Origin of the sequence: Citrobacter sp. wls717, from assembly GCF_005280955.1 — a bacterium.
In the GTDB taxonomy this organism is placed as follows: Bacteria; Pseudomonadota; Gammaproteobacteria; order Enterobacterales; family Enterobacteriaceae; genus Citrobacter; species Citrobacter werkmanii.
Window position 1 is genome coordinate 502,022 of record NZ_SZWW01000007.1, and the last position, 26,414, is coordinate 528,435.

Below are 26,414 nucleotides of genomic sequence, written 5' to 3' on the forward strand. Positions count from 1 at the left end.
AGCCGATTTTACGGGACACTAACCTCAGTTTTGGTCGTACGTCGCTGTTTATCCTGTGGCTACGGCCATTTTTGCTTTTTTGCGAGAGTGACCTATGAGTACATCACCAGGGAACAGACGCTGGGGCATTATTGTCCTGCTCATTATTGATTATTTCGTCATGTTTGTGGCGCGAAGTGGGATGTCGATGTGTGGGCCTGCATTAATGCAGGAATATGGCTGGAGCGCTATGCAGTTTGGCTGGGTATCCACGGCGTTTTTCATTGGCTATGCCGTCACAATGTTACCCGCGGGTTTACTGGCGGACAGGTTCGGCGGCGGGGTCGTTTTGGTGACCGGAACATTATGGTGGGCAGTTTTCACATTTCTAACGCCGTTAGGATCAACGCTGGGCATCATGATGTTGCTGCGTATTCTGGTCGGGATTGGCCAAGGGTTGCTTGTGCCGGCTAACTTTTCACTGGCGGCAAAATGGGTACCTAAGCATGAAGCCGGAATGGCGACAGGATTATTGCAGATAGGTTGCCCTACTGGTATTGCCGTTGCCATGGTTCTGGCTGCATGGATAGTCCAACGCTGGGACTGGCAGGCCGTGTTTTACGTTGTATCGGTACCCGGCGTACTGTGGTGTCTGCTGTGGTGGAAGCTCGGCAGCAACCGTCCGCAACAGGATACATTTATCACCCAGGGTGAACGAGACTATATTCTGGCTGGGCAAGTCTCTACTGAAATCTCTCCGGCCACACAAAATGAGCCGCTAAGTAAAGGCGATATTCTGGCAACCCCTTCAGTCTGGGCATGCGCCTTATGTTACTTTTGTACCAATTACCTCTTTTTTCTCTTCATGACCTGGCTGCCAACCTACTTTGCTATGGGGCGTGGAATCGATCTCAAACAAAGCGCGATTTTTTCTATGCTGCCGTATCTGGTGGCAATCTTTGCCTATCCGCTGGGGGGCGTAGTTACTGATGCCGCATGTCGTCGATTTGGACAAAACGTCGGACGTAAGATTTCTCCGGTACTGGGGTTATTATTAGCTGGGGTATTTTTGATCCTCGGCACTCAGGCAAATAGCTTGTGGAGTGCCGCCACGCTTATCTCTGCGTCGAACTTCTTCCTGTGCTTCACGATGGCTGCACACTTTTCAATTCCTATTATTTTCTCGCAAAAAGACACCGGTATGTTGGTCGGGCTGAACGGGGTGTTCGGGACGTTGGCGGGTATTCTCTCGCCTGTACTCGCTGGCTGGGTGATTGATGTCTCCGGTGGTCAGTACGAGTACGCACTGTATCTGGGCGCGGGCGTGGCGATTGTCGGAGCATTCTTTATGTTAATTGCGCGCATTCGGCCAATAGAAAAGAAATTAGCACGCGTAAGCGCCGGTGGCCGTAAAGGATTTGCCGGTTAAACAGGCTACTCATTATTGAGGGAATATGACGTATGAGACCATTAGAGGGCGTTAAGGTCGTTGATCTGACATCATTTCTGGCTGCGCCAACGGTAGCGCGTATTTTAGGTGATTGGGGGGCGGATGTGATCAAAATCGAACCGCCTATCGGCGATCCTGGTCGTACGCAGGCGTCAGTTTTTAATATGCCGTATGAAGATGATGAGAATCCGGCATTTGATATTTCCAATGCCAATAAGCGTTTTCTGTGCCTGAATTTGAAACAGGAGCGAGCGAAAGAAATTGCCTGGCGTATTCTTTCCACCGCTGATGTGGTAGTGACCAGCTATCGGACGAAAGCGCTGGAGCGGCTGGGGTTCTCATGGGAAGAGTTGCACCTGCGTTTCCCTCGTTTAATTTTCGCTCAGATTCTGGGGTACGGTGAGCAAGGACCAGAAAAAGATACCGCAGGGTTTGATGCGACGGCCTATGTTTGCCGGGGAGGGATCCTGGGGTCGACAAACGAACGGGGGGAAACGCCGATTAACTCAGTTAATGGGTTTGGCGATTTCCAGGCCTCCATGTGTCTTGTTTCGGGTGTCTGCGCGGCGTTATATGGTCGTACGCTCTCCGGACAGGGGGATAAGGTCACTGTGAGTCTGCATCATACCGCGTTGTTTATGATGAGTATTGCCGTCACATCGGCGCAATACGGCAACGTATATCCTAAATCCCGTTGTGAAGTCGCGAACCCGTTCAACAATACCTATAAAACCCGTGATGGTCGCTGGATGGTAATTTGTATCCCAGAGTACGATCGCTTTTTCAATAAGTTCATGACGCTACTTGGTCGCGAAGATTTGGTCGACAGTCCCGAGTTTTGTCGTATTGCCGATGTCAATCTGCATGGACGTAACCGGGATATTATCAGGATCATCAGTGAGCAGGTCGCTAAACGCTCGCTTGATGAAATGATGCAGATGTTAAAACAAAACGACTTTGCTCATGAGAAAGGCTTCACGCCTGATGAAATCCTTGACGATGAGCAGGCGTGGGCGACGGACTGTCTGAGAAATGTTGAATATATCACTGGTAACCGACGCGTGCTGGTGACCCCTCCTGTGAACATTGGCAGTATGGGGCCTGCACAAATTCGTCCATCCCGCAGATTAGGGCATGATTCGCAGCAAATTCTTTTGGAATACGGATATTCTGTCGAGGAGATAGCGCGTTTGAATGCTGACGGCGCGGTCATTATGCCCGCATAACCTTAGCCCGCCAGGGGATGACACCGTTGCCGCCTGGCGGGTCCATTTGATTGGGTGGGGAAGCATTGATGACAACGACCATTCCTACTTATGCGTTATATGGCGAGCAGTCGGAACCAGGCTGGGAAAATTTCTTTAATGTAGAAATGATCTCATTGCGTTCAAAACCCCTGAACTGGAAAGCCAGCCCGCATATTCATGACTCATTGATTCAGACCCTCTTTATTCAGAGTGGCGAGGTTGATGTTTTAATGAATTACACCCGGATGAAGTTGAAGGGGCCGGGTCTCATCCTTGTACCTGCGCAGACCGTTCACGGTTTTGATTACCGACCCGGTACGGAAGGGATGACGATCACTGCCTCACAAGGGCCAATGGAGTCGGTAATGGGATTATTGGCGCCCAACGTTCTCACTCTGATGCATAAGCCCTGCGTAATCCCCCTCGATGGCTCCCCAGAAGACGGGAAAATTATTCAGGGTTTTTATCAGTCTTTACAAAAAGAGATGCAGAAACCGAGGGTTAATCATAAGGCAATGTGCATTTCGATTTTTATTTCCATCCTGGTTCACCTCACGCGTATCAGTACCCTGACAGAAGAACAGCAGAAATTTGATATCTGCTCGCGTAAAGCCTCACAAATAAACAAATTCCTCCAGCTGGTGGATCAGCGCTTTCGCCAGCGGCTGACCGTTAATGATTATTCTGAAGAGATGGGTATGTCCCCGGGGCATCTGTCGCGCTTATGCCGGATAACATTAGGCATGTCCAGCCTGGATGTGATTAATATGCGCGTACTGCAGGAAGCCCAACAGGAGCTGGTCTACACCTCTAAGACGATAAAGCAGCTTGCGGCTTTTTTAGGATTCAATGATGAAGCCTACTTTACGCGTTTTTTCCATAAACATACGGGTGTCAGCCCAGGACAGTACAGGGAGTTGGCCTTACAAAAAATATCTACAGGGGAGGTGTGCCAGGTTATGGGCGCTGCTGATGAGAAAGAGTGCATTACGCAATAACCCCCCACCCGTAAGACGGGTGGGGTTGTTACAGTAAATCAGACGCAGTTAACGGACAACCAGTACCGGCAGAGTGGCGTGGCGGACAACGCTGGAGGCGTTTGAGCCGAGCAGGTGGGTACTGATGGACGGGTTACGTGACCCAATGACCACCACATCCGCATTCAACTCTTCACCCAACTCGTTGACCACGTCACGGACGCTACCAAAGCGCACGTGTTGTTTAATGCGGGAGGGATCGATGCTGAAGTGACCGACCATTGTTTGCAGACGCGTTTCCGCTTCGTGTTGCAGATGCTCTTCAAAACGACGAACGTCTGCCGCAAAGCGGTGCAGGCTTAAGCTCGCTGAGCCTGGCAGCACATGCAGCAGATGGATAACGCCGTTTTCCTGTGCCAGGAATTCTGCATGGCGAATAGCCTTGTCACTCAGTTCCATTTCGAATACATCAACAGGCATTATGATTGTGTTGTACATAAACATTCTCCTTGTCATTACATGAACACATAACAGCATAGTATTAAAAATGATTCTGTCAGTCACGGCACAGATTTATGTTTTGCGAACAGGAAATAACGTGAGGAGCGGGGAGATGAGGAGTAACCGGAAAGAGGATGCAGATGCATCCCCTGCAAGATAAAGCGAATAGCTTTGATAAGACAGAGTTAGCGCAGGTAGTCGCCCGCAGCTTCTGGTTGGTACTCAAGCTCGATGACTTCGAGGTGTGTTGATGTACCGCCCGGCAGTTCCCAGTGAATGGTGTCGCCAACGCGCAGGCCCAGCAGTGCCGCGCCAACAGGCGCCATAACGGAAAGCTGTGTGCTGCTGTCAGTCATATTAGCCGGATACACCAGGGTACGCACACGGACTTCGCCATCACTCAGATTGCGGAATTTCACGCGGCTGTTCATGGTCACGACATCGTGCGGCATGGTTTCTGGAGAACACATTTGCGCGCGATCCAGCTCGGCGTTCAGGGCGTCGGCAATGGGTAAACCAGCAAACGCAGGTTGCTCCAACAGGCGGTCAATGCGTTCCGCATCGAGGTCGTTAATGATGATAGTTGGTCTGGACATTTATTACTCCATGTCGTCGATACTGCGGGTGCGCAGGTAAATAATCCCAAAAGAAAACCCTCACCGTCAGGCGGCAAGGGTTTAGCTTGTATGATGATACTGAGACTTACCCCATGTTTGAAGTGATTTAGTTCACATTCAGGTAAATCATCAATATTGTCGCATATGGTGTGATTTTAGCCGAAAAACGTGATCGTTCTCCAATTTGCATTATGCTTTTTAAGCGCTCGTTGCGGGTGCGTCAATACAACTCAGTGTTCCGCTACAGGAGATCTCATGAGCCAGTACGACAAACTTACCTTAAAAGACGGCAGCTATTTGCATTTTAAAGACTGGGGAACTGGACAGCCCATCGTGTTCAGTCATGGTTGGCCGCTGACAGCAGATGCGTTTGAGGATCAGATGCTGTTTCTTGGGTCGAAAGGATTTCGTGTGATCGCCCATGACAGGCGCGGACATGGCCGCTCGGCCCAACCGTGGGATGGCCACAATATGGATCAGTATGCTGACGATCTGGCTGAACTTACCGCGCATCTCAATCTTAAAGATGCCGTGCATGTTGGGCACTCTACCGGCGGTGGGGAAGTGGCGCGTTATATTGGCCGCCATGGGACGCAGCGGGTGGCAAAAGCGGTGTTAATTGGCGCGGTGACGCCCATCATGATCAAGACCGACTTTAACCCGAATGGCGTGCTGAAAGAGGTGTTTGATGGCATCCGGGAAGGGGTAGTGAACGATCGCGCCGCCTTCTTCTATGAACTGACCGCGGCATTCTATGGTTATAACCGTCCGGGCGCAAAAGAGTCGAAAGCCGTCCGGGAAAGTTTTGTTGAACAGGGCTTACAAGGGTCCATCAAAGCGTTGTACGACTGCATTCATGCGTTTTCAGAAACAGACCTGCGTGGCGATCTCGAAAAAATGACCATCCCGACGCTGGTGATCCACGGCGATGACGATCAGATTGTCCCGTTTGAAACCTGCGGCAAGGTCGCGGCAGAAATATTGCCGGATGCGCAGTTGAAGGTATATGCCGGTGGTTCTCACGGTATTTGCACCACCCATAAACAGCAGATCAATGGCGATCTGCTCAACTTTATTCAGTCGTAATCTTTAACGGATTGTTCTACGCTGATCTTCTTTTTCCAGGGAGATGAGCGAAGCATAATTCGTGCTGCGCTACCGTTAATGACACCAGAGAAGGCTATGTATTTCTATCAACCATCACAGGGACACGGCTTACCGCACGACCCGCTAAATGCCATCATTGGACCGCGCCCCATTGGCTGGATTGCGTCGCGCGATAGTAACGGGCGACATAACCTGGCGCCATACAGTTTCTTTAATTGCTTTAACTACCATCCGCCGATTATTGGTTTTGCCAGCAGCGGCTGGAAAGACAGCGTGCGGAATATTGTCGAAACCGGTGAGTTTGTCTGGAACCTGACCACCCTTGAACTGGCTGGTGCGATGAATGAAACGTCTGCCAGCTTGCCGCACGGCGAGGACGAGTTTTTTGCCGCTGGGCTGAATAAAGCCGACAGCCGGATTGTCAGCGTGCCGCGCGTGGCGCAAAGCCCGGTTAATTTTGAGTGCCGTTTATCGCAAACTCTGCAACTGACCACTGCTGACGGCGCGCCTGTAGAAACCTGGCTGGTGCTGGGAGAAGTGGTGGGCATCCATATAGACGAAACGCTACTGGAAGAAGGCATCTACCAGACGGCGAAAGCGAAGCCGGTACTGCGTGCGGGTGGACCCACGGCGTACTATTCAATCAGTGAAACACACCGTTTTGATCTGGTTCGCCCGGACGCCCGTTTGCAACGCTAAGCATGCAGACCGACGCCCGGCTTGCGCGTCGGTCGTGATTTTCAGTATCCAACCTTGTCGATAATAAACTGTTTACCGCAGTTACCCGGATGCGGCTGCGGTAAGAATGACTGCGCAGATAGCGGTTGATTGATGGTGTCGGCTTTCAGGGATAGCTGGATCTCTGTGAGATAAGCCGGATTGCCGTGGCAGCTTAGCTTCACGGCTTTGACGTTCTCTTTGCCCCAGTTTTTGGCGATAGCGGCGTCAAATGCGTTGCGGCTGACGGTTTTGCCGTAGTTATCCGCGAGGAACTTGCCCGCTTCGCTGTTTTTGAATTCATTATTCAGCCGCACCATCGTGCCAAAGTACACGTCGGGATCAAAACCAAAACAGGCGCCGTGTTTGGCATACTCGTAGCGTTCCAGGCAGGATGTTCCGCCAGCGCCTGGCATCACCGCGCTCAGTTTCGCCGCACTCTCCAGTGACAGGCCGGTTTCAGGCGCTGCACATTTACGGCTGGCGCGCGCTTCAGGCAGGTTAGGAATGGGACGCGTTGCGCAGCCAAAACGCATCCAGCGGCGGTTATCTACTCCGCGAGCGGCGATTGATTTTGGCAGGCTGGGCCACAGGCCGTGAACGGTCAGAAAATCCGCTTTGTCTGCAATCTCTTTTTGCAGACGACATTCGTCGGGTTCCTGACGATTACGCTCGTGTTGGCTTTGACAGAAACCGGTTTGCCAGGAGAGGGCCAGCACGTAACGGTCAAAATCAGCGTACTGTTTTGCCTGAAGTTCATCGGCCTGAGCCACAGAAACTGGCAGCAGAAGCGCTGCCAGTAAAGAAGAATAACGCCATGTTGATGTCATGATGATTTCGGATACTTATATAAATTCTGAATATCATCTATTTAATCATAAAAAATGCCAGTCAGGTTTAGCTGACTGGCATCATTTTCATCAGGTGTGAGCCGGGATGATTAGCTCCACATTGCCAGAATCGGCCAGCCGACCAGCAGAAGCATAGCGATGTAGATAACGCCGAAGATAGCTCCCAGACGCCAGTAGTCTTTAGACTTCACATAACCACAACCGTAGATGATAACGCCAGGGCCGGTTGCATACGGCGTCAGGCAGCCCATGATACCGATGGACAGCACCAGCAGGATACACAGATGTTCCATTGGAACGCCCGGGATACCTTTACCGACCGCCAGAATAACCGGCAGCATGGTGGCGGTGTGTGCGGAAAGGCTGGCGAACAGGTAGTGAGCAAAGTAGAACACCAGCACCAGCACGATCACGGTCGCGTTAGGTGAGAAGCCTTCCAGGTGCGTGCTCATGGTGTTAGCGAACCAGTCGATGAAGCCTGAACGGGTCAAACCATTTGCCATAACAACCAGCGTGGCGAGGTTTACCAGTGTGTTCCATGCGCTGTTATAGCGGGTAATATCTTTCCACGGTACAACGTGTAGCGCCAGCATCAGGGAAACCGCCAACAGACCCACCGCGGTGGCATCAATCAGTTTACCCCCGAAGACCCACAGACCCAGGCTGAGCAGAACCAGACCGATCAGGGTCAGCTCTTTACGCGTCAGTTTACCCATGGTTTTCAGTTCTTCACCGGCCCATGCGGCAACTTCAGCACTGTGAGTGACTTCTGGTTTGTACAGAACATAGGACAGCCACGGCGCAACGATCAGCAAAATAATACCGACCGGCAGGAAGCTGAGGAACCATTGCAGCCAACTAATTTGAATGCCAGCAATTTTGTTGACGAATTCCAGACCCAGTACGTTCGGCGCCGCGCCGGTCACGAACATAGAGGAGCTCAGGCTGGTACTGATGACCATCATCCACATCAGATATCCGCCGATACGGCGCGCGGAAGGATCGTTCGGGAATGATTTAAACAGCGGCGGCAGGTTTTTGATAACCGGGAATACGGTACCACCGGTACGCGCGGTGTTGGACGGTGTAAACGGCGCCAGCAGGATGTCGATAATAACAATCGCATAGCCCAGCGTCAGGGTACGTTTACCCATGAATTTCACCATGAACAGCGCGATACGACGACCCAGGCCGGTAACTTCATAACCCAGTGCGAAAATAAACGCGCCAAACACCAGCCACACGGTGGTGCTGGAGAAGCCCGCCAGACCCCATTTCAGCGCTTGCTTACCCGCTTTGAATGCCGGGTCGGCCAGCTCGGATGCGTCAAACAGCAGATAGTTACTGCCGATAACGCAGATCGTCACGGCGATAAAGCTGATTGCCGTTGCCGGAATGGGCTCCAGAATCATCCCGACAATCATGGCCACGAACACGGCAAAATAGTGCCATGCCTGTGGGGGCATGCCATCAGGGACGGGGATAAGAAACATGACGCCCATGACTACCAATGGGGCCAGTAACTTCCAAATTTTATCTTTTGCTAAAGACATGTGTGTGATTCTCCGGAAAGGATCTTTAATTGTGATAATGATGAACTTGTGAAATCTGAGCTAAGAACCATGTGACGATCAGCAGATCGGCGCAGCCTCCAGGACTGAGGTTGCGTTCAATGCACTGTTGGTCGAACTGGCGTAGGTATTCGAGATCGGCAGGGGTACGAATCCCGCCTTGTTGTAACAACGTGGAGGCCTGCTGCTGTAGCCAGAGCAAACCTTCTGCGCCACCACGGGAAGCCACGTTGGTGTCGCCGTTGATAGACATCAGCAGCAGTAACGTATCGAGTAACGCCAGTTCAGGATCGCGGCCCTCAGCCAGCAGTGCACGGTAGTGCGGCAGAGCATGCTGAATGACGAGGGGATATCCTGCTTCGGCTTCGCCGCGTGCGCCGGTTAATCCCAGTTGCTGATAAAGACGTTGGCCAGCCGTGAGTTGTTGGTTGTTCTGGCGCAGTTCGCGCTCGGTCAGGCCACGGCAAAATGTTGCTGCCGTAGAGCAAAGGGTTTCAGCGGTAACGCTCAGGCGGAGCTGGAGCAGGCGGCCAATGGCGGCGCACAGTAATCCCAGCGAGAAGATGCTGCCTTTATGGGTGTTCACTCCGGCAGTAGCGCGAAACATATCGGCTTCGCAGGCCATGCCCAGCGGACGTAGTCCTGGCAGGACATCTACCGGCGACTGCTGTGCGCTAAATGCGCCGTATTCGATAAAACGCGGCAGCCATGTCTGAATCGCTTCAGCACTGCGATAAAAATCTTCCAGCGCCATATCTTTATGCGCGCCGTTATTAATACGATCCACCAGACCCGGTTTAGGCGACAGGTTGACTTCCGTCAGCATGGCGCGCCACGCCAGCGTGGCGTAAGCGTCAGGCAGATCCAGAGGAAGAACTGCGTTATGAGTTGATGTTGCGGGAATCGGCATCATGCAGCAGTGCCTCCATCTGAGTGAGTAAGTCGGAAAGCGCGTGAGTTTTACCTCGCGCGCATTCGGCAGCGCTTTGCTCGCACAGCAGACAGCGGCGGGCAGGGAGCGCGAAATGACGCCGGGACAGAATTTCCCCTTCAGGGTTCAGGACGTCGATGTCCCATAACCGTCCCAGCGGATGTGAATGCTCAAGTCCGATAGTGGCGAGCTTGAGGTCCTGGGCCGGAGCCTCTATGGCCAGCAGGCCTTCCGGTCCGCTGGCAGAGACCAGCGCAGTTTGCTCCCTGACAATCCAGGCGGATTTTTCCGCCAGCGCGAGCAGGGCGGTGACGCCGTGATTAAAGATGCGACGGGTTAATTCGCTGTCTTTAATCGGACCTGGCGCGACCACGGTAAACGAGACCAGTGGCGCGTGATGACGCGTGAGCCAGGCATGCTGCCTTGCTTGTCTCTCATCTCGGCTGGCGAGCAGCTCAGGGATGGAAACCGCGTGGCAGGTGGCGTGTTCAGGGAGCAGGTGCATAGCTTATTCCTTCACCTGATGCACAACGTCAATTACCGAACCATCGCGGTAGCGCACAACGGCAATTACGCGATCGGTAAATTCGATGGCGCGCGGTTGACCGGTTAGCTGCTGTGCACGTTCGCGCAGCCATTCAATCGACACCACTTTCATGCCAGCTTCTTGCAGGCGTTCCGCCAGTTCAGGGCGAGCAGGGTTGACGGCGATACCGTGGTCGGTAACCAGAATGTCAACGCTGGAACCAGGGGTTACGCAGGTCAGCACGTTATCTACCAATGTCGGGATGCGTCCACGAACCAGCGGTGCGACGATGATAGAAAGCGCTGCGGCCACAGCCGTATCGCAGTGACCACCGGAAGCGCCACGCAGTACGCCGTCGGAGCCGGTCAGTACGTTAACGTTGAAGTTGGTGTCTACTTCTAATGCGCTCAGTACCACAACGTCCAGGCGGTCAACGGATGCGCCTTTCGAGCCCCAGTTAGCGTACTGGTTAGCGCTAATCTCAATGTGATTTGGATTGCGGGCCAGGGATTTCGCGGCGGTACTGTCGAAGCTTTGTACATCCAGCAGTTTGCGGATTAAGCCTTTTTCATGCAGATCAACGATGGTGGCGGTGATGCCGCCCAGCGCGAAATCGGCATGGATGTCACGGCTGCGCATTTTGTCTTCCAGGAAACGGGTAACGGCCAGAGACGCGCCGCCGGTTCCTGTCTGCAATGAGAAGCCTTCATTGAAGTAACCGGAGTTAGCAATGACGTCTGCCGCGCTGCGGGCGATCAACAATTCACGCGGATTGGTGGTCATACGGGTCGCGTCAGCACCAATTTTGTCCGCATCGCCGACCTGGTCGATCTGCACGATCAGATCCACTTGATCCTGGGTAATGCTGGCCGGGTTGTGCGGATAGCTCAGCAGTTGTTCTGTCAGCAGAACAACCTGCCTGGCGTTCTCGGCATCGACGCGGGCATAGCCCAGTGAGCCGCAGCATGCTTTGCCGGTATAACCGTTAGCATTACCAAACTGGTCGCACGCCGGTACGCCGAGGAATGCGACATCAATGTTGAGTTCGCCACTTTGCACCAGGTGTACACGACCACCGTGGGAGTGGATTTGCACCGGCTCAGCCAGCAGACCACGAGAGATCTCTTCTGCCAGCGGGCCACGCAGCCCGGAGGTATAAATTCGGCTGACCACGCCCTGACGGATGTGCTCAACCAGCGGCGCGTGGCAGTCGCTCAGGGAGCTTGAGGCCAGCGTCAGATTTTTAAAGCCCATGTTGGCGATGGCGTCCATCACCAGGTTAATCGTCAGATCGCCACCGCGAAATGCGTGGTGGAAAGAGATGGTCATACCATCCTGTAAACCTGAACGACGAATGGCGTCTTCCAGATTAGCGCACAGCTTTTTGTCGCGCGGTTTTTGCGCCTGCAATTCTACTTTTGCGGTGCTCTTATAAGCGGAAAGCTCGCTTTCTGCATGACGGCTCCAGGTCGCCACGCGATCCTGGCGTTGAGACTGTTCGATTTTCTGCGTCATTTTTTTGCCTTATTCTTCGCGAATGCCGGAAAGTTCTGCACGGGAGATAACCAGAAGGGCGCGCTCGATAACCGGGCTGTCGACCATCTTGCCGTTCAGGGAAACCACGCCACGACCTTCGCGGGCGGCAGCTTCAGCGGCTTCCACCACCAGACGGGCATGAGCCAGCTCTTTGCGCGTCGGGGCATAGAGGTTATGCAGAAGTTCAATCTGGCGAGGGTTGATCAGCGACTTGCCGTCAAAACCCAGTTGCTTGATGTGTGAGGCTTCGTGCAGGAAACCTGCTTCGTTGTTGGCATCGGAATAGACGGTATCGAATGCCTGAATACCGGCAGAGCGTGCAGCCTGCAAAATAGAGCAGCGGGCAAACAGCAGTTCAGTGCCTTCCGGGGAACGTTCAGTGCGCAGGTTACGCACATAATCTTCAGCACCCAGTGCAATACCAATCAGACGCTCGGAAGCGTGGGCGATTTCTACCGCGCGGGTAATGCCTAACGGCGACTCGATGGCGGCTAACAGACCGGTGCTGCCGGGTTCGCGACCACAGGCGTTTTCGATGCGCAAGATTTCGCTTTCGATGTCGATGACATCCTGTGCGGTATCGGTTTTCGGTAAACGCACGATGTCGGCGCCGCCGCGCACAACGGCTTCGAGGTCATTGATGCCCCATTCGGAGTCGAGGGCGTTTACGCGCACGATGGTTTCAACGTCGTGATACAGCGGATGTTGCAGCGCGTGGTACACCATGCGGCGGGCGGTATCTTTTTCACGCAGCGCGACGGAGTCTTCCAGGTCGAACATCAGCGCATCAGCCGGGTAGATAAACGAGTTGCTGACCATGGCGGCATTGGCGCCCGGTACGAACAACATGCTACGGCGGGTACGGGTTTTACGTTGTTGTAAAGATTCGGCAATCACTGGCAATCCTCCCATGGCAGTGCCGGAATACCGCCAGCGCGGGCCAGTAGTGCTTCCAGTCGCGCACGTAAAATGCAGTCCAGTGCGCCTTTATCATCAACATTTAATTGCACGCCGCGTACGTTGTAGCGGGACAGTACGTCCAGAATGGTGGCCCGAATGGCATCACCGAACTGCTTTTCGACGCTACTGTTAACCTGCAGGTCAATATCCTGCGAATCGAGTGGAGCGATGCGAATCATCACATCACCGGACTCGAGTGTGCCTGCGACGGCTGCCTGGTTTATTTTCATTTTTCACCTGTTGCTAATGCGGGGGTATTTTGGCGGACTGCCGCACCCGATGAGGCTCGTTCAACCATGCTTTGCAGATAGCGCAGCGTGGCGTCAGGAACCAGGGATGCGATAGCCGTGAGATCTTTTTTAACCAGCAGCTTGCGCACCCAGGAGGCGGAAATCGGCATCTCCTGGAAGCACAGCCGCTCAATTTCCACCAGTTCAATCGGTGGGGCGGGAAGCGTTGGGGTCTCCAGCCAGTAACGCATATCGTTGTTGTACTGGGAGGTGACGGTGCAATACGGCTCGGTACCCACGAAACGGTGCGTAACACCGAGAGCCGGGGCCAGGTGCTGGCGGAAGATTTTCAGGTCTATTTCGGTGTAGCAGTGGTTAATAACGCTCTGCTCTTTGATGAAGTAGCACGGGAACGTGGCGCGGGAAATGATGTATTCCGAACCGCGATGCACGGTTAAACGCGGAATGTCTTTTGTCCCTTTAAGTACCAGATCCAGTCGGTCTTCATACGGAAAACGCGAGGTATCTTCTTTCACCAAAAACAGATGCAGCCAGTCACATTGCGCGGCCGCCTGTTGGATCAGAAAACGATGACCGTTGGTGAAGGGGTTGGCGTTCATGACGATACAGCCAATTTTTTTCCCTTCATGACGCTGTTTTGCCAGCGATTCGGCGTAGCGTTTCAACCGCGTGGTGCTGTTCTCCATCAACACCATAATGCCGGGCACGCTGGTGAGTGTGGAAAAGCCGCACTGTTTAAACAGCGATTCGTACTCGGTTTTGGTATAGATGAAGAGGTGCGTACAGTGGCGCTCATAGGCGAGGTTGATGAGTTCTGTCGCCAGCGTCAGCGCCAGGCCTTCACCGCGCACGGACTCACAAATCGCGACGCACTTAATGATATTTCCGGCGATACCGCCACAGGCAATCAGGCGATCGTCACGGGTGACGGTGATAAATACTTCGACGGTGGTATCAACGCTCAGATCGTTCTCTTTCAGAAATTGCGCGATAGCCGCCATCTTTTTATTTTCTGAGCGTTTAACTTGCGTGAATATATTATTACCGAACATAGTAAATAGAGCCCCGATGCTATATTTGTTACTGGGTTTCTGTTTTTGTTGCTCTGATTAGCAACCTGATAACGTTTTGTTTGCAATTGAAGGGAATGGTTTTTTATTACGGAGTATTTCTTTTTTTCCCTGCTGCATACATCGTAAGGAGTATTTTGGAGGTGGTTTTTGATTTATTTCACAATAAGTTAGAAGGTTTTAATGTGTTTTATGGTTTTAAGTTTTTTAATTAATTTAACCCGGAAATAGCGCGTGGTTTTAATTTGTTTAATTGATTTAAGGTGGGGAATCTGCAACGATCCTGTTTTATATCGTCACTTTTAAATAAAACATTTTTATTACAACTACAATAGAAAATAAGTTTCGGTAACGTCGGTGAGGAAAATTTATGGCAGAACAGAAAAATAAAACACGGTTTCCTTTTTTTCGCCGTCTGGCGTTTCCGTTACGCATTTTTCTGCTCATTCTGGTCGTTTCTGTTCTTATTATCGCAGCGTTAGCACAATACTTTACCGCCAGTTTTGAAGATTATCTGACGACACATGTCCGCGATATGGCAATGAACCAGGCCAAAATCATCGCCTCTAATGACAGCATCATCACGGCGGTGAAGCATCGTGATTACAAGCGTCTGGCGACTATTGCCGACAAACTACAGAGCGGGACTGATTTCGATTATGTGGTGATTGGAGATACCCACTCTATTCGTCTTTATCATCCGAACCCGGAAAAAATTGGTTACCCGATGCAGTTCACCAAGCCTGGCGCGCTGGAAAAAGGTGAGAGCTACTTTATTACCGGCAAAGGATCTATTGGGATGGCAATGCGCGCCAAAACCCCTATCTTTGATGACGATGGCAAAATCATTGGCGTGGTCTCAATTGGCTATCTGATCAGTAAAATTGATAGCTGGCGATCGGATTTCTTACTGCCAATGGCTGGGGTATTTATCCTGCTGTTGTTGGTACTTATGCTGCTTTCCTGGTTTTTTGCTGCCCATATTCGTCGGCAGATGTTGGGGATGGAGCCTAAACAAATCGCGCGGGTGGTGCGTCAGCAGGAAGCGCTGTTCAGCTCGGTGTATGAAGGGTTGATTGCCGTGGATCCTGACGGATATATCACTGCGATAAACCGCAGTGCGAGGAAAATGCTGGGGCTGTCATCGCCGGGCAGAAAGTGGCTGGGCAAACCGGTAAATGAAGTCGTTCAGCCAGCGGACTTTTTCACCCAACAGATTGCGGAACAACGCCAGGATGCGATGGTTAATTTTAATGGGTTGAGCGTTATCGCCAACCGTGAGGCGATTCGCTCCGGTGACGAACTGCTCGGCGCCATTATCAGTTTTCGTAGTAAAGATGAAATTGCTACCCTTAATGCGCAATTAACGCAAATCAAACAGTATGTTGAGAGCCTGAGAACGCTGCGTCATGAGCACCTGAACTGGATGTCGACTATCAATGGCCTGCTGCAAATGAAAGAGTATGACCGGGTGCTGGCTATGGTTCAGGGCGAGTCACAGGCGCAGCAACAACTGATTGACAGCCTGCGCGGCGCCTTTGCCGATCGTCAGGTGGCGGGTCTGTTATTTGGCAAGGTGCAACGTGCGCGGGAACTGGGTCTTACGATGACCATTGTTCCTGGCAGCCAACTGCGCCAACTGCCTGAAGGGCTGGATAGCACAGAGTTTGCAGCAATTGTTGGCAATCTGCTTGATAATGCATTTGAAGCGAGTTTACGCACCCAGCAAGGCAACAAAGTCGTCGAACTCTATTTGAGCGACGAAGGGGATGATGTGGTCATCGAAGTTGCCGATCAGGGATGCGGTGTGCCGGAAGCATTGCGTGAAAAAATATTTGAACAGGGTGTAAGCACCCGTACCGATGAACCAGGCGAACATGGCATCGGTTTGTATCTGATTGCAAGTTATGTGAGGCGCTGTAACGGGGTGATTACGCTCGAAGATAACTCCCCTTGCGGCACCTTATTTTCTTTATTTCTTCCGAAAGTGAAAAAAAATAATGACGGAACCATTAACGCTACTGATCGTTGAGGATGAAACGCTACTGGCGGAAATGCATGCTGAATATATCCGCCATATACCCGGCTTCAGCCAGATATGGCTGGCGGGTAATCTTGCGCAGGCAAGAATGATGATTGAGCGTTTTAAGCCCGGTTTGATTCTTCTTGATAACTACTTGCCGGACGGTAAGGGTATTACTTTGTTGCATGAGCTGACCCAGGCGCGTTATCCGGGCGGTGTGGTCTTTACCACGGCGGCCAGCGATATGGAAACGGTCTCCGAGGCCGTGCGCAGCGGCGCGTTTGATTATCTGGTCAAACCTATCGCTTACGAGCGTTTGGGGCAGACGCTGACGCGGTATCAACAGCGCAGACGTATGCTGGCAGGCAATGACAGCGCCAGTCAAAAGCAGATTGATGAAATGTTTAACGCCTATGCGCGCGGCGAGCCGAAAGGCGATTTGCCGACCGGGATTGATGCGTTAACGCTGAATGCGGTGCTGAAGCTATTTGCCGATCCGACGGTACATCATACTGCGGAAACGATCGCCCAGGCGCTCACCATCAGTCGTACGACCTCCAGACGTTATCTGGAGTACTGTGCCAGCCGCCATTTGATTATCGCGGAGATTATTCACGGGAAGGTGGGTAGACCGCAGCGTATTTATCACGGCGGCTAATACACGTCATCCTTTAAGCTGCCTCTTTGTTGGCTGCGTGCAGAAACCCCAGTCACATAGTTATCTATGCTCCTGGGGATTTCTTTACTTGCCGCCGCGATGCAGCATAAATGATTTTGTGTATTAAGGTCAGGTATTGACAGGTATCGTTAACCGCCAATCAGGGCAGACGTTGCCGGTACCATCACTTCGGTGGCGATAATCACCACCAGCAGTCCGACCAGCACCGGAACCGAGGTACGTTTCACAACTTCGAACGGAGAAATCTTCGCCATCCCAGCCACCGCCACAACGACGCCGGAGACTGGGGAAATGGTACGCCCGAGGTTGGAGGCCTGAAGCATCGGGATAGCGAGGTAAGCCGGGTTAATGCCGGAAGAGTGTGCCAGTTTCGGGATCATCTCAACGAAAGCATAGAACGGCGCGTTACCGGAACCCGTGGTCATTGCCGCCAGCATGGTCAGGATCACCAGTACCAGCATCAGAATAATACTCGCTGAGCCAAACGAGGTGGCGATAGAAATCAGGCTTTGAATAAAGCCGATGGTACTCAAGCCCTGGGCAAAAACACCCGCAGCGACGAGCAGCATCACTACGTTAGCAAAGGCGTCCGCCATGCCCCGGTAAGCGACTTCCAGACCTGAAAACACCTTCTGAGTATTGAATCCGCGAACAAATTCCAGAACGGCGGCGATGAGCATGCATAGTACCAGGATAGTAATAATGTGCAGCTGCGGACCCCATTTACCATCAAAAATCAGAACGCCTACGATCGGTGTAAACGGCAGGATGGCGTAAAACGACGGCGCGGTAGTGGTGATTTCTGCTACGTCTAACATTTCGTGATAAATGTTCTCTTTTTTATCCAGATAGCGCTGCCAGAAAAAGTGTGCGATCGCCATAGCAATGATGGCGGCAATGGAAATTGGCAGCGTGGTTTTAAACGCGAAATCAATCAACGGCATTTCTGCGGCTTTTGCCGCCAGCACCACATCACCGGATGTCGGTGAAAGAATGATTGCGGCAGGGGAAGCGCATATGGCCGCCGCGGCGCCACGGCTGATTCCAACGTTTACCATGACCGGGAAAAGCGTTGCCATCAGCAATACGCCCAGGCCGGTAGCTGACGAGACTGCCAGCGACATCAGACAGGCGACAAAATAGGCGGCAATCATCAACAGATAAGGTGAGTTGATATATTGCAGCGGTTTGGAGGCCAGCTTAACGACCATATCGTTCGCGCCAATATGCGTCATGTAGGCGGCAAAACCACACAGCATCATAATCATCATGCCGAGATCGCCACCGCGGCTCATCAGCAAAATTTTAATGTATTCAACAATGTCTGTAGCAGTATAGCCCGTCGTTGCTGCGCTGGAAGGCAGAACTTTATGTCCCATCACCGCACTGATAATCAGCAAAACCAGACCGCCAACAAACAGTACGCCGGTGGCGGAATAACCTTTGATGATGTAGCGCGCCACACCCACAATAACCACAACCCCAATAAGGAGTTCAATAAATGTCAACATTGTTTCCCCTGTCGCATTGCTGCCCGGAAAGTAAAAAAACTAAAAAAAGTAAAAAGTGGTGACAGAATGTGCCTAATAAACCGATAACTATTGCTGATTGAAATCAATAAAAATACGGATTCAACCGATGGCCTGACTGTTTTTTCAACATCGTGGTTTAAAAAAGAATATCCCCGGCAAAAACTGTGAAACAGCATTGCTGCTGTGTGTGTTTTGATATGAGAGTGTTAAATTATTGTTTCTTTATTTACTTGTCACGTTTGAAAAGAACAATTTAATAGCAATCAAGAGAAAATTATTCCTGTAATAAAGCCCAGAAAATAGAGGGGGAATCATCTTATAAGCATTATCCAAAGAATATTCTGATTTTTTACCTGCGCATTTTTGTTAAGTTAACATTAAGGTTGAGTTTGCTACAATTGCTGATAACTCCCAGGATGGTAATTAAGTTGTGATTGTCGCTAAACGATATTTTCTCATTTTTTCATTTCTTTTTATTCAGTTAGCTTTCATTCCCCAGGGCGCTGCTGAAGATAAAGGCTGGTTTGCCACGTTTAAAGATAATGTCAGTGAAACCTGGCAGCAGCCGGAGCATTATGACCTGTATGTACCGGCTATTACCTGGCATGCCCGTTTTGCCTACGATAAAGAAAAAACGGATCGCTACAATGAGCGCCCCTGGGGGGCAGGATTTGGCCAGTCCCGTTGGGATGATAAAGGTAACTGGCACGGGCTTTATATTATGGCCTTTAAGGATTCCTACAATAAATGGGAACCGATTGGCGGCTACGGCTGGGAGAAAACCTGGCGACCGCTGCCTGATGATAACTTCCATACCGGCCTTGGCTTTACCGCTGGTTTTACCGCACGCGATAACTGGAACTACATTCCCGTACCGGTGCTGTTACCGCTGGCGTCAATCGGTTATGGTCCGGCAACGTTTCAGATGACCTACATTCCAGGAACCTATAACAATGGTAACGTCTACTTTGCGTGGTTACGCTTCCAGTTTTGATGGACTGCCTGTATTGTCAGTCAGGTTTTAAAAAAACCATTAAAAACATATGGATGGAAACGGTTACTGAAAAATAACGCGACATTTATCACTTTTTGATAAAGTTCGACTGGACAAAGCGCATCACAATTGTTGTACTGATACCCGACACAGCATTTGTGTCTATTTTTCATGTAAAGGTAATTTTGATGTCTAAGATTAAAGGTAACGTTAAGTGGTTTAATGAGTCCAAAGGATTCGGTTTCATTACTCCGGAAGATGGCAGCAAAGACGTGTTCGTACACTTCTCTGCAATCCAGACCAATGGTTTTAAAACTCTGGCTGAAGGTCAGCGCGTAGAGTTCGAAATCACTAACGGTGCCAAAGGCCCTTCTGCTGCAAACGTAATCGCTCTGTAAGCATACGACAGCAAGCATTCAAAACCCGCTTAATTGCGGGTTTTTTTCGCTCTAATGTGCGGGAGAGGCAGAAACCAGCCAGAATGCCAGGGCGGTCATCGCAAATGACCCCAGCAGATTAACCAGCACATTCACCATAGCCCAGCCAAAGCGTCCTTCCTGAAGTAAAAACACGACCTCTGCCGAGAAGGTGGAGAACGTTGTCAACCCGCCGCAAAAGCCGGTAGTAATCAGCACTTTCCACATTGGATCGATGTTTGTCATGCGATTAAACCACGCCAGACCCATACCAATGATAAACGCGCCAAGTAAGTTTGCCGCCAGCGTACCGAATGGGATAGCCTGATGCAGTGGGTTGAAGCGCATGCTCAACATCCATCTTGCTACGCTACCTGTACCACCACCGATAAAAACCGCTAAAAGAAGTTGTAACACTGCTAAATCCTGCTATTTGATTGTATATAGGATGAGTGTAACGCTGAATAATCACTGTTGGCGAGCCTGACAAACTTTTCTGGAGGGAATATGTTCGTTGCAGCAGGGCAGTTTGCAGTGGGTCCTTCGTGGGAAAAGAATGCAGAAACCTGCGCTTCATTAATGTCTCAGGCCGCAGGAGAGGGAGTATCGTTGTTGGTACTACCGGAGGCGTTGCTGGCCCGTAACGATATTGACCCTGACCTGTCAGTGAAGTCAGCGCAATTGCTGGAGGGTGGGTTCCTGACGCGTTTACTCCGAGAAAGCGCGCAAAATGAGATGACGACAATTCTGACGATTCATGTTCCTTCTGTGCCAGGTCGGGCTTTTAACATGCTGGTGGCGTTGCGGGGAGGTCGGGTTGTTGCCCATTATGCAAAATTGCATCTTTACGACGCGTTTGCGATTCAGGAGTCGCGGAATGTCGATGCAGGAGACGCCATAGCGCCGCTGCTGGACGTAGACGGATTAAAGGTAGGGTTGATGACCTGCTATGACCTGCGTTTCCCTGAGCTGGCGTTAGCGCACGCTCTGCAGGGGGCAGACATTCTCGCTTTACCTGCCGCCTGGGTGCGGGGAGCGCTAAAAGAGCATCACTGGGCAACATTGTTGGCGGCAAGGGCTCTTGATGCTACTTGCTATGTTATTGCCGCTGGAGAATGTGGTAATAAGAACATTGGGCAAAGCCGGGTCATCGATCCCTTTGGGGTGACCATTGCCGCAGCGGCAGAAACGCCGGCGCTGATTATGGCCGAGGTTTCAGCAGAGCGGGTGAAGCAGGTCAGGGCGCAACTTCCGGTGTTAATTAACCGACGCTTTGCGCCACCGCAATTATTATGACGTTTTTTTAAACAAGACTTGATTCACCTTGTTACAGATTGCTATTGTGTGCGCGCGTCGAAAGGCCGTTAATATTCTCAGGTTAATATGGCGCATTATGTAGCCTGGTTTAAGTTAAGAAGGTATCTATGGGTGAGATTAGTATTACCAAACTGCTGGTGGTTGCCGCACTGGTCGTTCTGCTGTTTGGTACCAAGAAGTTACGTACACTGGGTGGAGACCTGGGAACGGCAATTAAGGGCTTTAAGAAAGCGATGAACGACGATAATACCGATGCCAGGAAAGAGGCTGATGGTAGCGTTCAGGCGGAAAAGCTCTCTCATAAAGAGTAATATCAGGAGCATGATGCTCATACTGTATGCTCTGTATGAAAAAAACCGGCAATTTGCCGGTTTTTTTATTGCTGATATGTAAGTGAGTATTACACGATTACTTCACTTCCAGCCCTTTGGCCTGCATATCAGCATGGTATGAAGAACGAACAAACGGGCCGCAGGCTGCATGGGTAAAGCCCATCGCCATGGCTTCGGCTTTCATCTCGTCGAACTCATCCGGGCTGACATAGCGTTGCACCGGCAGGTGATGGCGGCTCGGCTGCAAATACTGCCCCAGCGTTAGCATGGTCACGCCATGACTGCGCAGATCGCGCATGACTTCAATAATTTCGGCATTGGTTTCACCCAGACCTACCATCAGACCCGATTTAGTCGGGATCTCCGGGTGCGCTTCCTTGAAACGCTCCAGAAGCTTCAGCGACCAGTTGTAGTCAGCTCCCGGACGTACGTTACGGTAAATACGCGGTACGTTTTCGAGGTTGTGGTTAAATACGTCCGGCGGCGTGGCTGTGAGGATATCCAACGCACGATCCATACGACCACGGAAGTCAGGCACCAGCGTTTCGATTTTAATCGATGGGCTTTTCTCGCGGATAGCAGTGATGCAGTCAGCAAAGTGCTGAGCACCGCCGTCACGCAGATCGTCACGGTCAACGGAGGTAATGACGACATAGCGCAGCGCCATGTCCGCAATGGTCTGAGCCAGTTTCAACGGCTCGTTAGCATCAGGCGCAACCGGACGACCATGGGCAACGTCACAGAATGGGCAACGGCGAGTACAGATTGCGCCGAGGATCATAAAGGTTGCGGTTCCGTGATTGAAACATTCAGCCAGGTTAGGGCAGGAAGCTTCTTCGCAGACAGAGTGCAGGCCGTTTTTGCGCATTGCCGCTTTGATGCCCTGGATACGGGTGGAGTCCGCTGGCAGTTTTATTTTCATCCATTCCGGTTTACGCAGCAGGGCTTCACGCTCTGTTGCCACATTTTTAACCGGGATAAGAGCCATCTTATCGGCATCGCGGTATTTAACACCGCGTTCCATCACAATGGGTTTACTCATAGCTTGCGTGTTCCAGTTGCGAATTACGAAGGAAAGCGTTTCAATTCAAGGGAATGTTGCATTTATCAACTATTTTTGAATTAGTGATACGCAGTATATCATTGAAACGGGCCAGAAAGCAGCCTGACAGGCTGGCAAAATGTAAAATAGTTGTTGTTTTGTGCCATTTGCCACAACATATGCCGTGGCAAAGTATGACAGCCTTTTTAGTCCACAACGTACTCGTGCGGTGGGTTACCCAACAGCGCCAGAATGTTGGCCAGCAGACGTGGGCGAATGCTCTCAGTCGTGGCAGCGTTATCCCATTGCGATACTTTTGCCATCTCCATTCCGGCATAACCGCAAGGGTTGATACGTAGGAAAGGCGACAGGTCCATATCCACGTTGAGCGCTAAGCCGTGAAATGAACATCCCTTACGAATACGTAACCCTAATGAGCAGATTTTCTTCTCACCGACATAAACGCCTGGCGCATCGGCTCGCGGGTGGGCGTCGATGCCAATTTCCGCAAGGGTATTGACGACAGTTTGCTCCAGCAGCGTAACCAGTTCGCGAACGCCCAGTTTGCGGCGTTTCAGGTTCAACAGCACATACATGACCTGTTGACCTGGACCGTGGTAGGTCACCTGACCGCCGCGATCGCTCTGAATCACCGGAATATCTCCTGGCATCAGTACATGCTCGGCTTTACCGGCCTGACCCTGGGTAAAGACAGGATAATGCTCTACCAGCCAGATTTCATCATGACTGTTTTCATCGCGGGTATCGGTAAATTCGTGCATGGCCAGAGAGACTGGCTCGTAAGGTTGAAGACCGAGCTGGCGGACCAGAATTTTATCCTGATACAAAACGGCATCTCCGTAGATACTCACACAGAGTAGAGAATGTTAAAGAGGGGAAAAGTATATCACAGGAGGAAGGGGTTACCCGAGCGGGGATGCAGCGGGTAACCGACAGGTTTTTACAGCACCATGCGTACGATATCAATATTGCCTAATTCTTCGTACAGTGTTTCAACCTGCTCAATGTGTGTAGCAGTGATGGTGATAGAGACCGAGTGGTAGTTGCCTTTGCTGCTCGGTTTTACCGTCGGAGAGTAATCACCTGGCGCATGGCGCTGTACCACTTCAACCACCTGATCAACCAGCTCAGGCAACGCCTGCCCCATTACTTTGTAAGTAAATGGAGTAGGGAATTCAAGCAGTTCGTTAAGTTTGGTTTTCATGTCAGCTCCGGCGTTACATCAAAAAATAATAACTCCCACAGCGCGTGGGAGTTATCTGGATACCTAGTATATGGGGACGTAAATCACACTTTCAAGTGTTCGATTTTTAGCCAAACCAGTGATGGAACATTAATTTAATGTAATCAATGATTTTCCCAAAGAAGTTGCCTTCCGGGATTTCCTGCAGCACGACCAGTGGGCGCTGCTCGATGGTTTTGCCATCAAGCTGGAAGTTGATGGTGCCGACAACCTGGTTTTTCTGCAGCGGCGCGTGCAGTTCAGTGGTGTTCAGCACATAACTTGCTTTCAGATCTTTCATACGACCGCGCGGAATAGTCAGGTAGACATCCTTATCGACACCTAACGATGCGCGATCGGTGTTACCAAACCAGGCGGGTTCTGAGGCAAATTCTTTACCCACTTTCAGCGGGTTGACGGTTTCGAAGAAACGGAAGCCCCAGGTCAGCAGTTTTTTGCTTTCGGTTTCGCGACCTTTATAGGTGCGGCCACCCATTACGGCGGAGATCAGACGCATCTGGCCTTCGGTTGCGGATGCAACAAGGTTATAGCCAGCTTTATCGGTGTGACCGGTTTTGATACCGTCGACATTCAGGCTGTTATCCCACAGCAGACCGTTACGGTTTAACTGACGAATGCCGTTAAAGGTGAACTCTTTTTCTTTATAGATAGAGTATTCATTAGGCACATCGCGAATCAGCGCCTGACCAATCATCGCCATATCGCGGGCTGAGCTGTACTGACCGTCAGCATCAAGACCATGAACGGTCTGGAAGTGGGTGTTTTTCAGACCCAGCGCGTTCACATAGCTGTTCATCAGGCCGACGAAAGCATCCTGGCTGCCGGCAGCGAAGTCAGCCATCGCCACACATGCGTCGTTCCCGGACTGCAGGTTAATACCACGGATCAACTGAGAGACAGGAACCTGCATGCCTGGCTTGAGGAACATCAGCGATGAACCTTTAAAGACTGGGTTACCCGTAGCCCATGCGTCATTGCCGACGGTGACCAGATCGGTTTCTTTGAACTTCCCGGCTTTCATCGCCTGGCCGATAACGTAGCTGGTCATCATCTTGGTCAGGCTGGCGGGGTCGCGGCGAGTGTCAGCATTCTGTTCTGCCAGAACTTTACCTGAGTTGTAATCAATCAGGATATACGACTCCGCATCGATCTGCGGAACGCCGGGGATCATGGTTTTAATATTCAGGTCATCGGCATGGGCAGCAGAGAGAGTAGCTGCGCAGAGAGCCGCGGTGAGCGCCATACGCTGCACGAAACGAGCGGAAAAAGTGGTCTTCATGGTCTGAACTACGACGTCCGTGATGAAATTAAAAAAAAGTGCCCTACTATAGCAAATGCATAACGGGCAGGCATCTGACTTTCCGCGTGACTTTGTTAATGTCATTTACGGAAATTGACAATTCAGATACCCGGTTTACGTTATTACATGCCGGTGATGAAGGACTGTAATTGCGCCTCGGATTGAAGACGCTGCTGCAATGAGGAGGCTTCAGTTTTACTGGCGAATGGCCCCATCTGAATACGCCATACCGCGCCGTTTTGCACTACCCGTCCAGGGACGCCAAACTGCTGGCTTAAGCGCTTTTGATACTGCTGCGCACGGGTTTGATCGCTAACGGCACCGACCTGAACGACATAGCGTCCGTTGGTCGCAGCAACTGGCGCGGTAACGGTCGCTGGCGCGGATACCGGGGCAGTTGACGCTGCGGGAGCGGCGGTTACAGGTTGTGGTGCAGGCGTGGGGTCGCTGCCTTCAAGTACACCGGCAGCAAGCGTTGTCGGCGCGCCGAGGAAACCACTGCTGTTGACCGGCGCACCGCTGGTATCCTCGCTTTTCAGCGTGGAATTACTGATAGGGCGGATATCGTTTTGCGGCTGACCCGCATCCGGTGCGGAAGACATCGCGCCGCCACCGCTTAAATCAGGACGAGCCGGCAGGGCATAGGTTTGTTTCGCCACAGTTGTGCAGGCCATTCCCGGGCCGGATAATGAACCATCCTGCGCGACGATGATAGGGTCGATACGCACTTTGGTGTTGTTAGACGTGTTCAGTCGATCTGCGGCGGCACGTGAAAGTGAAATGACGCGATCGTTGCCATAAGGGCCGCGATCGTTAATGCGTACGACGATCATCCTGCCGTTTGCCAGGTTGGTGATTCTGGCATAGCTTGGGATCGGCAGCGTCGGGTGCGCAGCGGTCAACTGCATTGGGTCAAACGCTTCACCAGACGCGGTTAAATTGCTTCCAGGCTCCGCATCATAAATAGCGGCAAGCCCAGCCTGGCTAAAGCGGGAGGGATCCTGGACTATTTTGTAGCTCTTACCATCACGCTGGTAGTCCTGATTCGCCGTTGGGTTCAGGGGTTCAAAGCGCGGATCGGCCCCGCTGATTTCAACAATCGGACCATTACACACCGCAGGCTGCGGCGCGACAGCAACCTGTTGCTGACCATCATCATTCGAACACGCCGCGAGCATTCCTGCTGCGATGCAGATACCAAGCCACTGCTTACGCATTGCGTAC

General features: G+C 51.6%; 28 protein-coding genes. 11 read left to right on the forward strand and 17 right to left on the reverse strand.

Going from position 1 to position 26,414, the window contains the following annotated elements:
• Positions 1–94 precede the first annotated feature (94 nt).
• The 3 genes from FDX09_RS07045 (at position 95) to FDX09_RS07055 (ending at position 3,674) form a co-directional block, all read left to right on the forward strand.
• Positions 95–1,408, forward strand: a complete 1,314-nt coding sequence (locus tag FDX09_RS07045; RefSeq protein WP_085047529.1) for an MFS transporter — start codon at positions 95–97, stop codon at positions 1,406–1,408.
• 32 nt (positions 1,409–1,440) lie between these two features.
• Complete coding sequence (locus FDX09_RS07050; RefSeq protein WP_038638690.1) at positions 1,441–2,655, forward strand: CaiB/BaiF CoA-transferase family protein; 1,215 nt, start codon at positions 1,441–1,443, stop codon at positions 2,653–2,655.
• 68 nt (positions 2,656–2,723) lie between these two features.
• A complete protein-coding gene (locus FDX09_RS07055) occupies positions 2,724–3,674 on the forward strand; it encodes a helix-turn-helix domain-containing protein (RefSeq protein WP_137346976.1) in 951 nt (316 codons plus the stop codon).
• Between the two features lie 48 nt (positions 3,675–3,722).
• Here the strand turns inward: FDX09_RS07055 and uspG are convergent, their stop codons facing one another.
• Positions 3,723–4,151, reverse strand: a complete 429-nt coding sequence (uspG, locus tag FDX09_RS07060) for a universal stress protein UspG (protein WP_016152215.1) — start codon at positions 4,149–4,151, stop codon at positions 3,723–3,725.
• Between the two features lie 188 nt (positions 4,152–4,339).
• Entirely contained in the window at positions 4,340–4,750 is a 411-nt protein-coding gene (gene rnk / locus FDX09_RS07065) for a nucleoside diphosphate kinase regulator (protein ID WP_005120853.1), read from the reverse strand.
• Positions 4,751–5,026: 276 nt separating this feature from the next.
• Here rnk and FDX09_RS07070 point away from each other — a divergent pair, with 276 nt between their 5' ends.
• Positions 5,027–5,857, forward strand: coding sequence for an alpha/beta hydrolase (locus FDX09_RS07070; protein ID WP_137346977.1), 831 nt, complete (start codon positions 5,027–5,029; stop codon positions 5,855–5,857).
• A 96-nt stretch (positions 5,858–5,953) separates the two neighbouring features.
• Positions 5,954–6,577, forward strand: a complete 624-nt coding sequence (locus FDX09_RS07075; protein WP_087857129.1) for a flavin reductase family protein — start codon at positions 5,954–5,956, stop codon at positions 6,575–6,577.
• 41 nt (positions 6,578–6,618) lie between these two features.
• Here FDX09_RS07075 and rna read toward each other — a convergent pair whose 3' ends face one another.
• The 8 genes from rna to citC form a co-directional block, all read right to left on the reverse strand.
• On the reverse strand, positions 6,619–7,425 hold the full coding sequence (rna, locus tag FDX09_RS07080) for a ribonuclease I (RefSeq protein WP_137346978.1): 807 nt from the start codon (positions 7,423–7,425) through the stop codon (positions 6,619–6,621).
• Between the two features lie 110 nt (positions 7,426–7,535).
• Positions 7,536–8,999 carry a citrate/succinate antiporter CitT gene (citT, locus tag FDX09_RS07085; protein ID WP_038638704.1) on the reverse strand — a complete coding sequence of 488 codons (1,464 nt, stop codon included), beginning with the start codon at positions 8,997–8,999 and terminating at the stop codon, positions 7,536–7,538.
• Positions 9,000–9,024: 25 nt separating this feature from the next.
• Positions 9,025–9,930, reverse strand: coding sequence for a triphosphoribosyl-dephospho-CoA synthase CitG (gene citG, locus FDX09_RS07090; protein ID WP_137346979.1), 906 nt, complete (start codon positions 9,928–9,930; stop codon positions 9,025–9,027).
• Positions 9,899–10,453, reverse strand: coding sequence for a citrate lyase holo-[acyl-carrier protein] synthase (gene citX, locus FDX09_RS07095; protein ID WP_038638710.1), 555 nt, complete (start codon positions 10,451–10,453; stop codon positions 9,899–9,901). Before citX ends, citG begins: the two co-directional genes overlap by 32 nt.
• Positions 10,454–10,456: 3 nt before the next feature.
• The gene (gene citF, locus FDX09_RS07100; RefSeq protein ID WP_137346980.1) at positions 10,457–11,989 is read right to left on the reverse strand and encodes a citrate lyase subunit alpha; all 1,533 of its coding nucleotides are present in this window, start codon (positions 11,987–11,989) and stop codon (positions 10,457–10,459) included.
• A 9-nt stretch (positions 11,990–11,998) separates the two neighbouring features.
• A complete protein-coding gene (locus FDX09_RS07105) occupies positions 11,999–12,907 on the reverse strand; it encodes an aldolase/citrate lyase family protein (protein WP_069323153.1) in 909 nt (302 codons plus the stop codon).
• Positions 12,904–13,200 (reverse strand): citrate lyase acyl carrier protein, encoded by a 297-nt coding sequence (gene citD / locus FDX09_RS07110; RefSeq protein WP_003831276.1) that lies wholly within the window; start codon positions 13,198–13,200, stop codon positions 12,904–12,906. The genes FDX09_RS07105 and citD overlap by 4 nt, the downstream gene beginning before the upstream one ends.
• Entirely contained in the window at positions 13,197–14,273 is a 1,077-nt protein-coding gene (gene citC, locus FDX09_RS07115; RefSeq protein ID WP_137346981.1) for a [citrate (pro-3S)-lyase] ligase, read from the reverse strand. The genes citD and citC overlap by 4 nt, the downstream gene beginning before the upstream one ends.
• Positions 14,274–14,661: 388 nt before the next feature.
• Here citC and dpiB point away from each other — a divergent pair, with 388 nt between their 5' ends.
• Entirely contained in the window at positions 14,662–16,323 is a 1,662-nt protein-coding gene (gene dpiB, locus FDX09_RS07120) for a sensor histidine kinase DpiB (RefSeq protein ID WP_137346982.1), read from the forward strand.
• Positions 16,292–16,972 carry a two-component response regulator DpiA gene (gene dpiA, locus FDX09_RS07125; protein WP_003831279.1) on the forward strand — a complete coding sequence of 227 codons (681 nt, stop codon included), beginning with the start codon at positions 16,292–16,294 and terminating at the stop codon, positions 16,970–16,972. Before dpiB ends, dpiA begins: the two co-directional genes overlap by 32 nt.
• A gap of 149 nt (positions 16,973–17,121) precedes the next feature.
• Here the strand turns inward: dpiA and dcuC are convergent, their stop codons facing one another.
• Positions 17,122–18,504 carry an anaerobic C4-dicarboxylate transporter DcuC gene (gene dcuC / locus FDX09_RS07130; RefSeq protein WP_137346983.1) on the reverse strand — a complete coding sequence of 461 codons (1,383 nt, stop codon included), beginning with the start codon at positions 18,502–18,504 and terminating at the stop codon, positions 17,122–17,124.
• A gap of 451 nt (positions 18,505–18,955) precedes the next feature.
• On the opposite strand from dcuC, the gene pagP reads away from it, so the two are divergent.
• Positions 18,956–19,519 (forward strand): lipid IV(A) palmitoyltransferase PagP, encoded by a 564-nt coding sequence (pagP, locus tag FDX09_RS07135; RefSeq protein ID WP_137346984.1) that lies wholly within the window; start codon positions 18,956–18,958, stop codon positions 19,517–19,519.
• A gap of 188 nt (positions 19,520–19,707) precedes the next feature.
• Positions 19,708–19,917, forward strand: coding sequence for a transcription antiterminator/RNA stability regulator CspE (cspE, locus tag FDX09_RS07140; protein WP_000034825.1), 210 nt, complete (start codon positions 19,708–19,710; stop codon positions 19,915–19,917).
• A gap of 51 nt (positions 19,918–19,968) precedes the next feature.
• Here cspE and crcB read toward each other — a convergent pair whose 3' ends face one another.
• Positions 19,969–20,352 (reverse strand): fluoride efflux transporter CrcB, encoded by a 384-nt coding sequence (gene crcB, locus FDX09_RS07145; protein ID WP_003831281.1) that lies wholly within the window; start codon positions 20,350–20,352, stop codon positions 19,969–19,971.
• A 90-nt stretch (positions 20,353–20,442) separates the two neighbouring features.
• Here crcB and FDX09_RS07150 point away from each other — a divergent pair, with 90 nt between their 5' ends.
• Positions 20,443–21,231, forward strand: a complete 789-nt coding sequence (locus tag FDX09_RS07150) for a deaminated glutathione amidase (protein WP_038638732.1) — start codon at positions 20,443–20,445, stop codon at positions 21,229–21,231.
• A gap of 128 nt (positions 21,232–21,359) precedes the next feature.
• Positions 21,360–21,563, forward strand: coding sequence for a twin-arginine translocase subunit TatE (gene tatE, locus FDX09_RS07155; RefSeq protein ID WP_038638735.1), 204 nt, complete (start codon positions 21,360–21,362; stop codon positions 21,561–21,563).
• Positions 21,564–21,660: 97 nt separating this feature from the next.
• Here the strand turns inward: tatE and lipA are convergent, their stop codons facing one another.
• The 5 genes from lipA to rlpA form a co-directional block, all read right to left on the reverse strand.
• A complete protein-coding gene (gene lipA, locus FDX09_RS07160) occupies positions 21,661–22,626 on the reverse strand; it encodes a lipoyl synthase (RefSeq protein ID WP_003022702.1) in 966 nt (321 codons plus the stop codon).
• 206 nt (positions 22,627–22,832) lie between these two features.
• Complete coding sequence (lipB, locus tag FDX09_RS07165; RefSeq protein WP_085047521.1) at positions 22,833–23,474, reverse strand: lipoyl(octanoyl) transferase LipB; 642 nt, start codon at positions 23,472–23,474, stop codon at positions 22,833–22,835.
• Positions 23,475–23,587: 113 nt separating this feature from the next.
• Positions 23,588–23,851, reverse strand: a complete 264-nt coding sequence (gene ybeD / locus FDX09_RS07170; protein ID WP_003022706.1) for a DUF493 family protein YbeD — start codon at positions 23,849–23,851, stop codon at positions 23,588–23,590.
• A gap of 106 nt (positions 23,852–23,957) precedes the next feature.
• Positions 23,958–25,169, reverse strand: a complete 1,212-nt coding sequence (gene dacA / locus FDX09_RS07175) for a D-alanyl-D-alanine carboxypeptidase DacA (protein WP_038638745.1) — start codon at positions 25,167–25,169, stop codon at positions 23,958–23,960.
• A 143-nt stretch (positions 25,170–25,312) separates the two neighbouring features.
• Positions 25,313–26,407: an endolytic peptidoglycan transglycosylase RlpA gene (gene rlpA / locus FDX09_RS07180; protein ID WP_137346985.1), complete on the reverse strand. Its 1,095-nt coding sequence runs from the start codon at positions 26,405–26,407 to the stop codon at positions 25,313–25,315.
• Positions 26,408–26,414: the final 7 nt, after the last annotated feature.

Coding starts and splice junctions, on each gene's coding strand:
- FDX09_RS07045 (WP_085047529.1), top strand. CDS start 95: ATGAGTACATCACCAGGGAACAGACGCTGGGGCATTATTGTCCTGCTC.
- FDX09_RS07050 (WP_038638690.1), top strand. CDS start 1,441: ATGAGACCATTAGAGGGCGTTAAGGTCGTTGATCTGACATCATTTCTG.
- FDX09_RS07055 (WP_137346976.1), top strand. CDS start 2,724: ATGACAACGACCATTCCTACTTATGCGTTATATGGCGAGCAGTCGGAA.
- uspG (WP_016152215.1), bottom strand. CDS start 4,151: ATGTACAACACAATCATAATGCCTGTTGATGTATTCGAAATGGAACTG.
- rnk (WP_005120853.1), bottom strand. CDS start 4,750: ATGTCCAGACCAACTATCATCATTAACGACCTCGATGCGGAACGCATT.
- FDX09_RS07070 (WP_137346977.1), top strand. CDS start 5,027: ATGAGCCAGTACGACAAACTTACCTTAAAAGACGGCAGCTATTTGCAT.
- FDX09_RS07075 (WP_087857129.1), top strand. CDS start 5,954: ATGTATTTCTATCAACCATCACAGGGACACGGCTTACCGCACGACCCG.
- rna (WP_137346978.1), bottom strand. CDS start 7,425: ATGACATCAACATGGCGTTATTCTTCTTTACTGGCAGCGCTTCTGCTG.
- citT (WP_038638704.1), bottom strand. CDS start 8,999: ATGTCTTTAGCAAAAGATAAAATTTGGAAGTTACTGGCCCCATTGGTA.
- citG (WP_137346979.1), bottom strand. CDS start 9,930: ATGATGCCGATTCCCGCAACATCAACTCATAACGCAGTTCTTCCTCTG.
- citX (WP_038638710.1), bottom strand. CDS start 10,453: ATGCACCTGCTCCCTGAACACGCCACCTGCCACGCGGTTTCCATCCCT.
- citF (WP_137346980.1), bottom strand. CDS start 11,989: ATGACGCAGAAAATCGAACAGTCTCAACGCCAGGATCGCGTGGCGACC.
- citD (WP_003831276.1), bottom strand. CDS start 13,200: ATGAAAATAAACCAGGCAGCCGTCGCAGGCACACTCGAGTCCGGTGAT.
- citC (WP_137346981.1), bottom strand. CDS start 14,273: ATGTTCGGTAATAATATATTCACGCAAGTTAAACGCTCAGAAAATAAA.
- dpiB (WP_137346982.1), top strand. CDS start 14,662: ATGGCAGAACAGAAAAATAAAACACGGTTTCCTTTTTTTCGCCGTCTG.
- dpiA (WP_003831279.1), top strand. CDS start 16,292: ATGACGGAACCATTAACGCTACTGATCGTTGAGGATGAAACGCTACTG.
- dcuC (WP_137346983.1), bottom strand. CDS start 18,504: ATGTTGACATTTATTGAACTCCTTATTGGGGTTGTGGTTATTGTGGGT.
- cspE (WP_000034825.1), top strand. CDS start 19,708: ATGTCTAAGATTAAAGGTAACGTTAAGTGGTTTAATGAGTCCAAAGGA.
- FDX09_RS07150 (WP_038638732.1), top strand. CDS start 20,443: ATGTTCGTTGCAGCAGGGCAGTTTGCAGTGGGTCCTTCGTGGGAAAAG.
- tatE (WP_038638735.1), top strand. CDS start 21,360: ATGGGTGAGATTAGTATTACCAAACTGCTGGTGGTTGCCGCACTGGTC.
- lipA (WP_003022702.1), bottom strand. CDS start 22,626: ATGAGTAAACCCATTGTGATGGAACGCGGTGTTAAATACCGCGATGCC.
- ybeD (WP_003022706.1), bottom strand. CDS start 23,851: ATGAAAACCAAACTTAACGAACTGCTTGAATTCCCTACTCCATTTACT.
- dacA (WP_038638745.1), bottom strand. CDS start 25,169: ATGAAGACCACTTTTTCCGCTCGTTTCGTGCAGCGTATGGCGCTCACC.
- rlpA (WP_137346985.1), bottom strand. CDS start 26,407: ATGCGTAAGCAGTGGCTTGGTATCTGCATCGCAGCAGGAATGCTCGCG.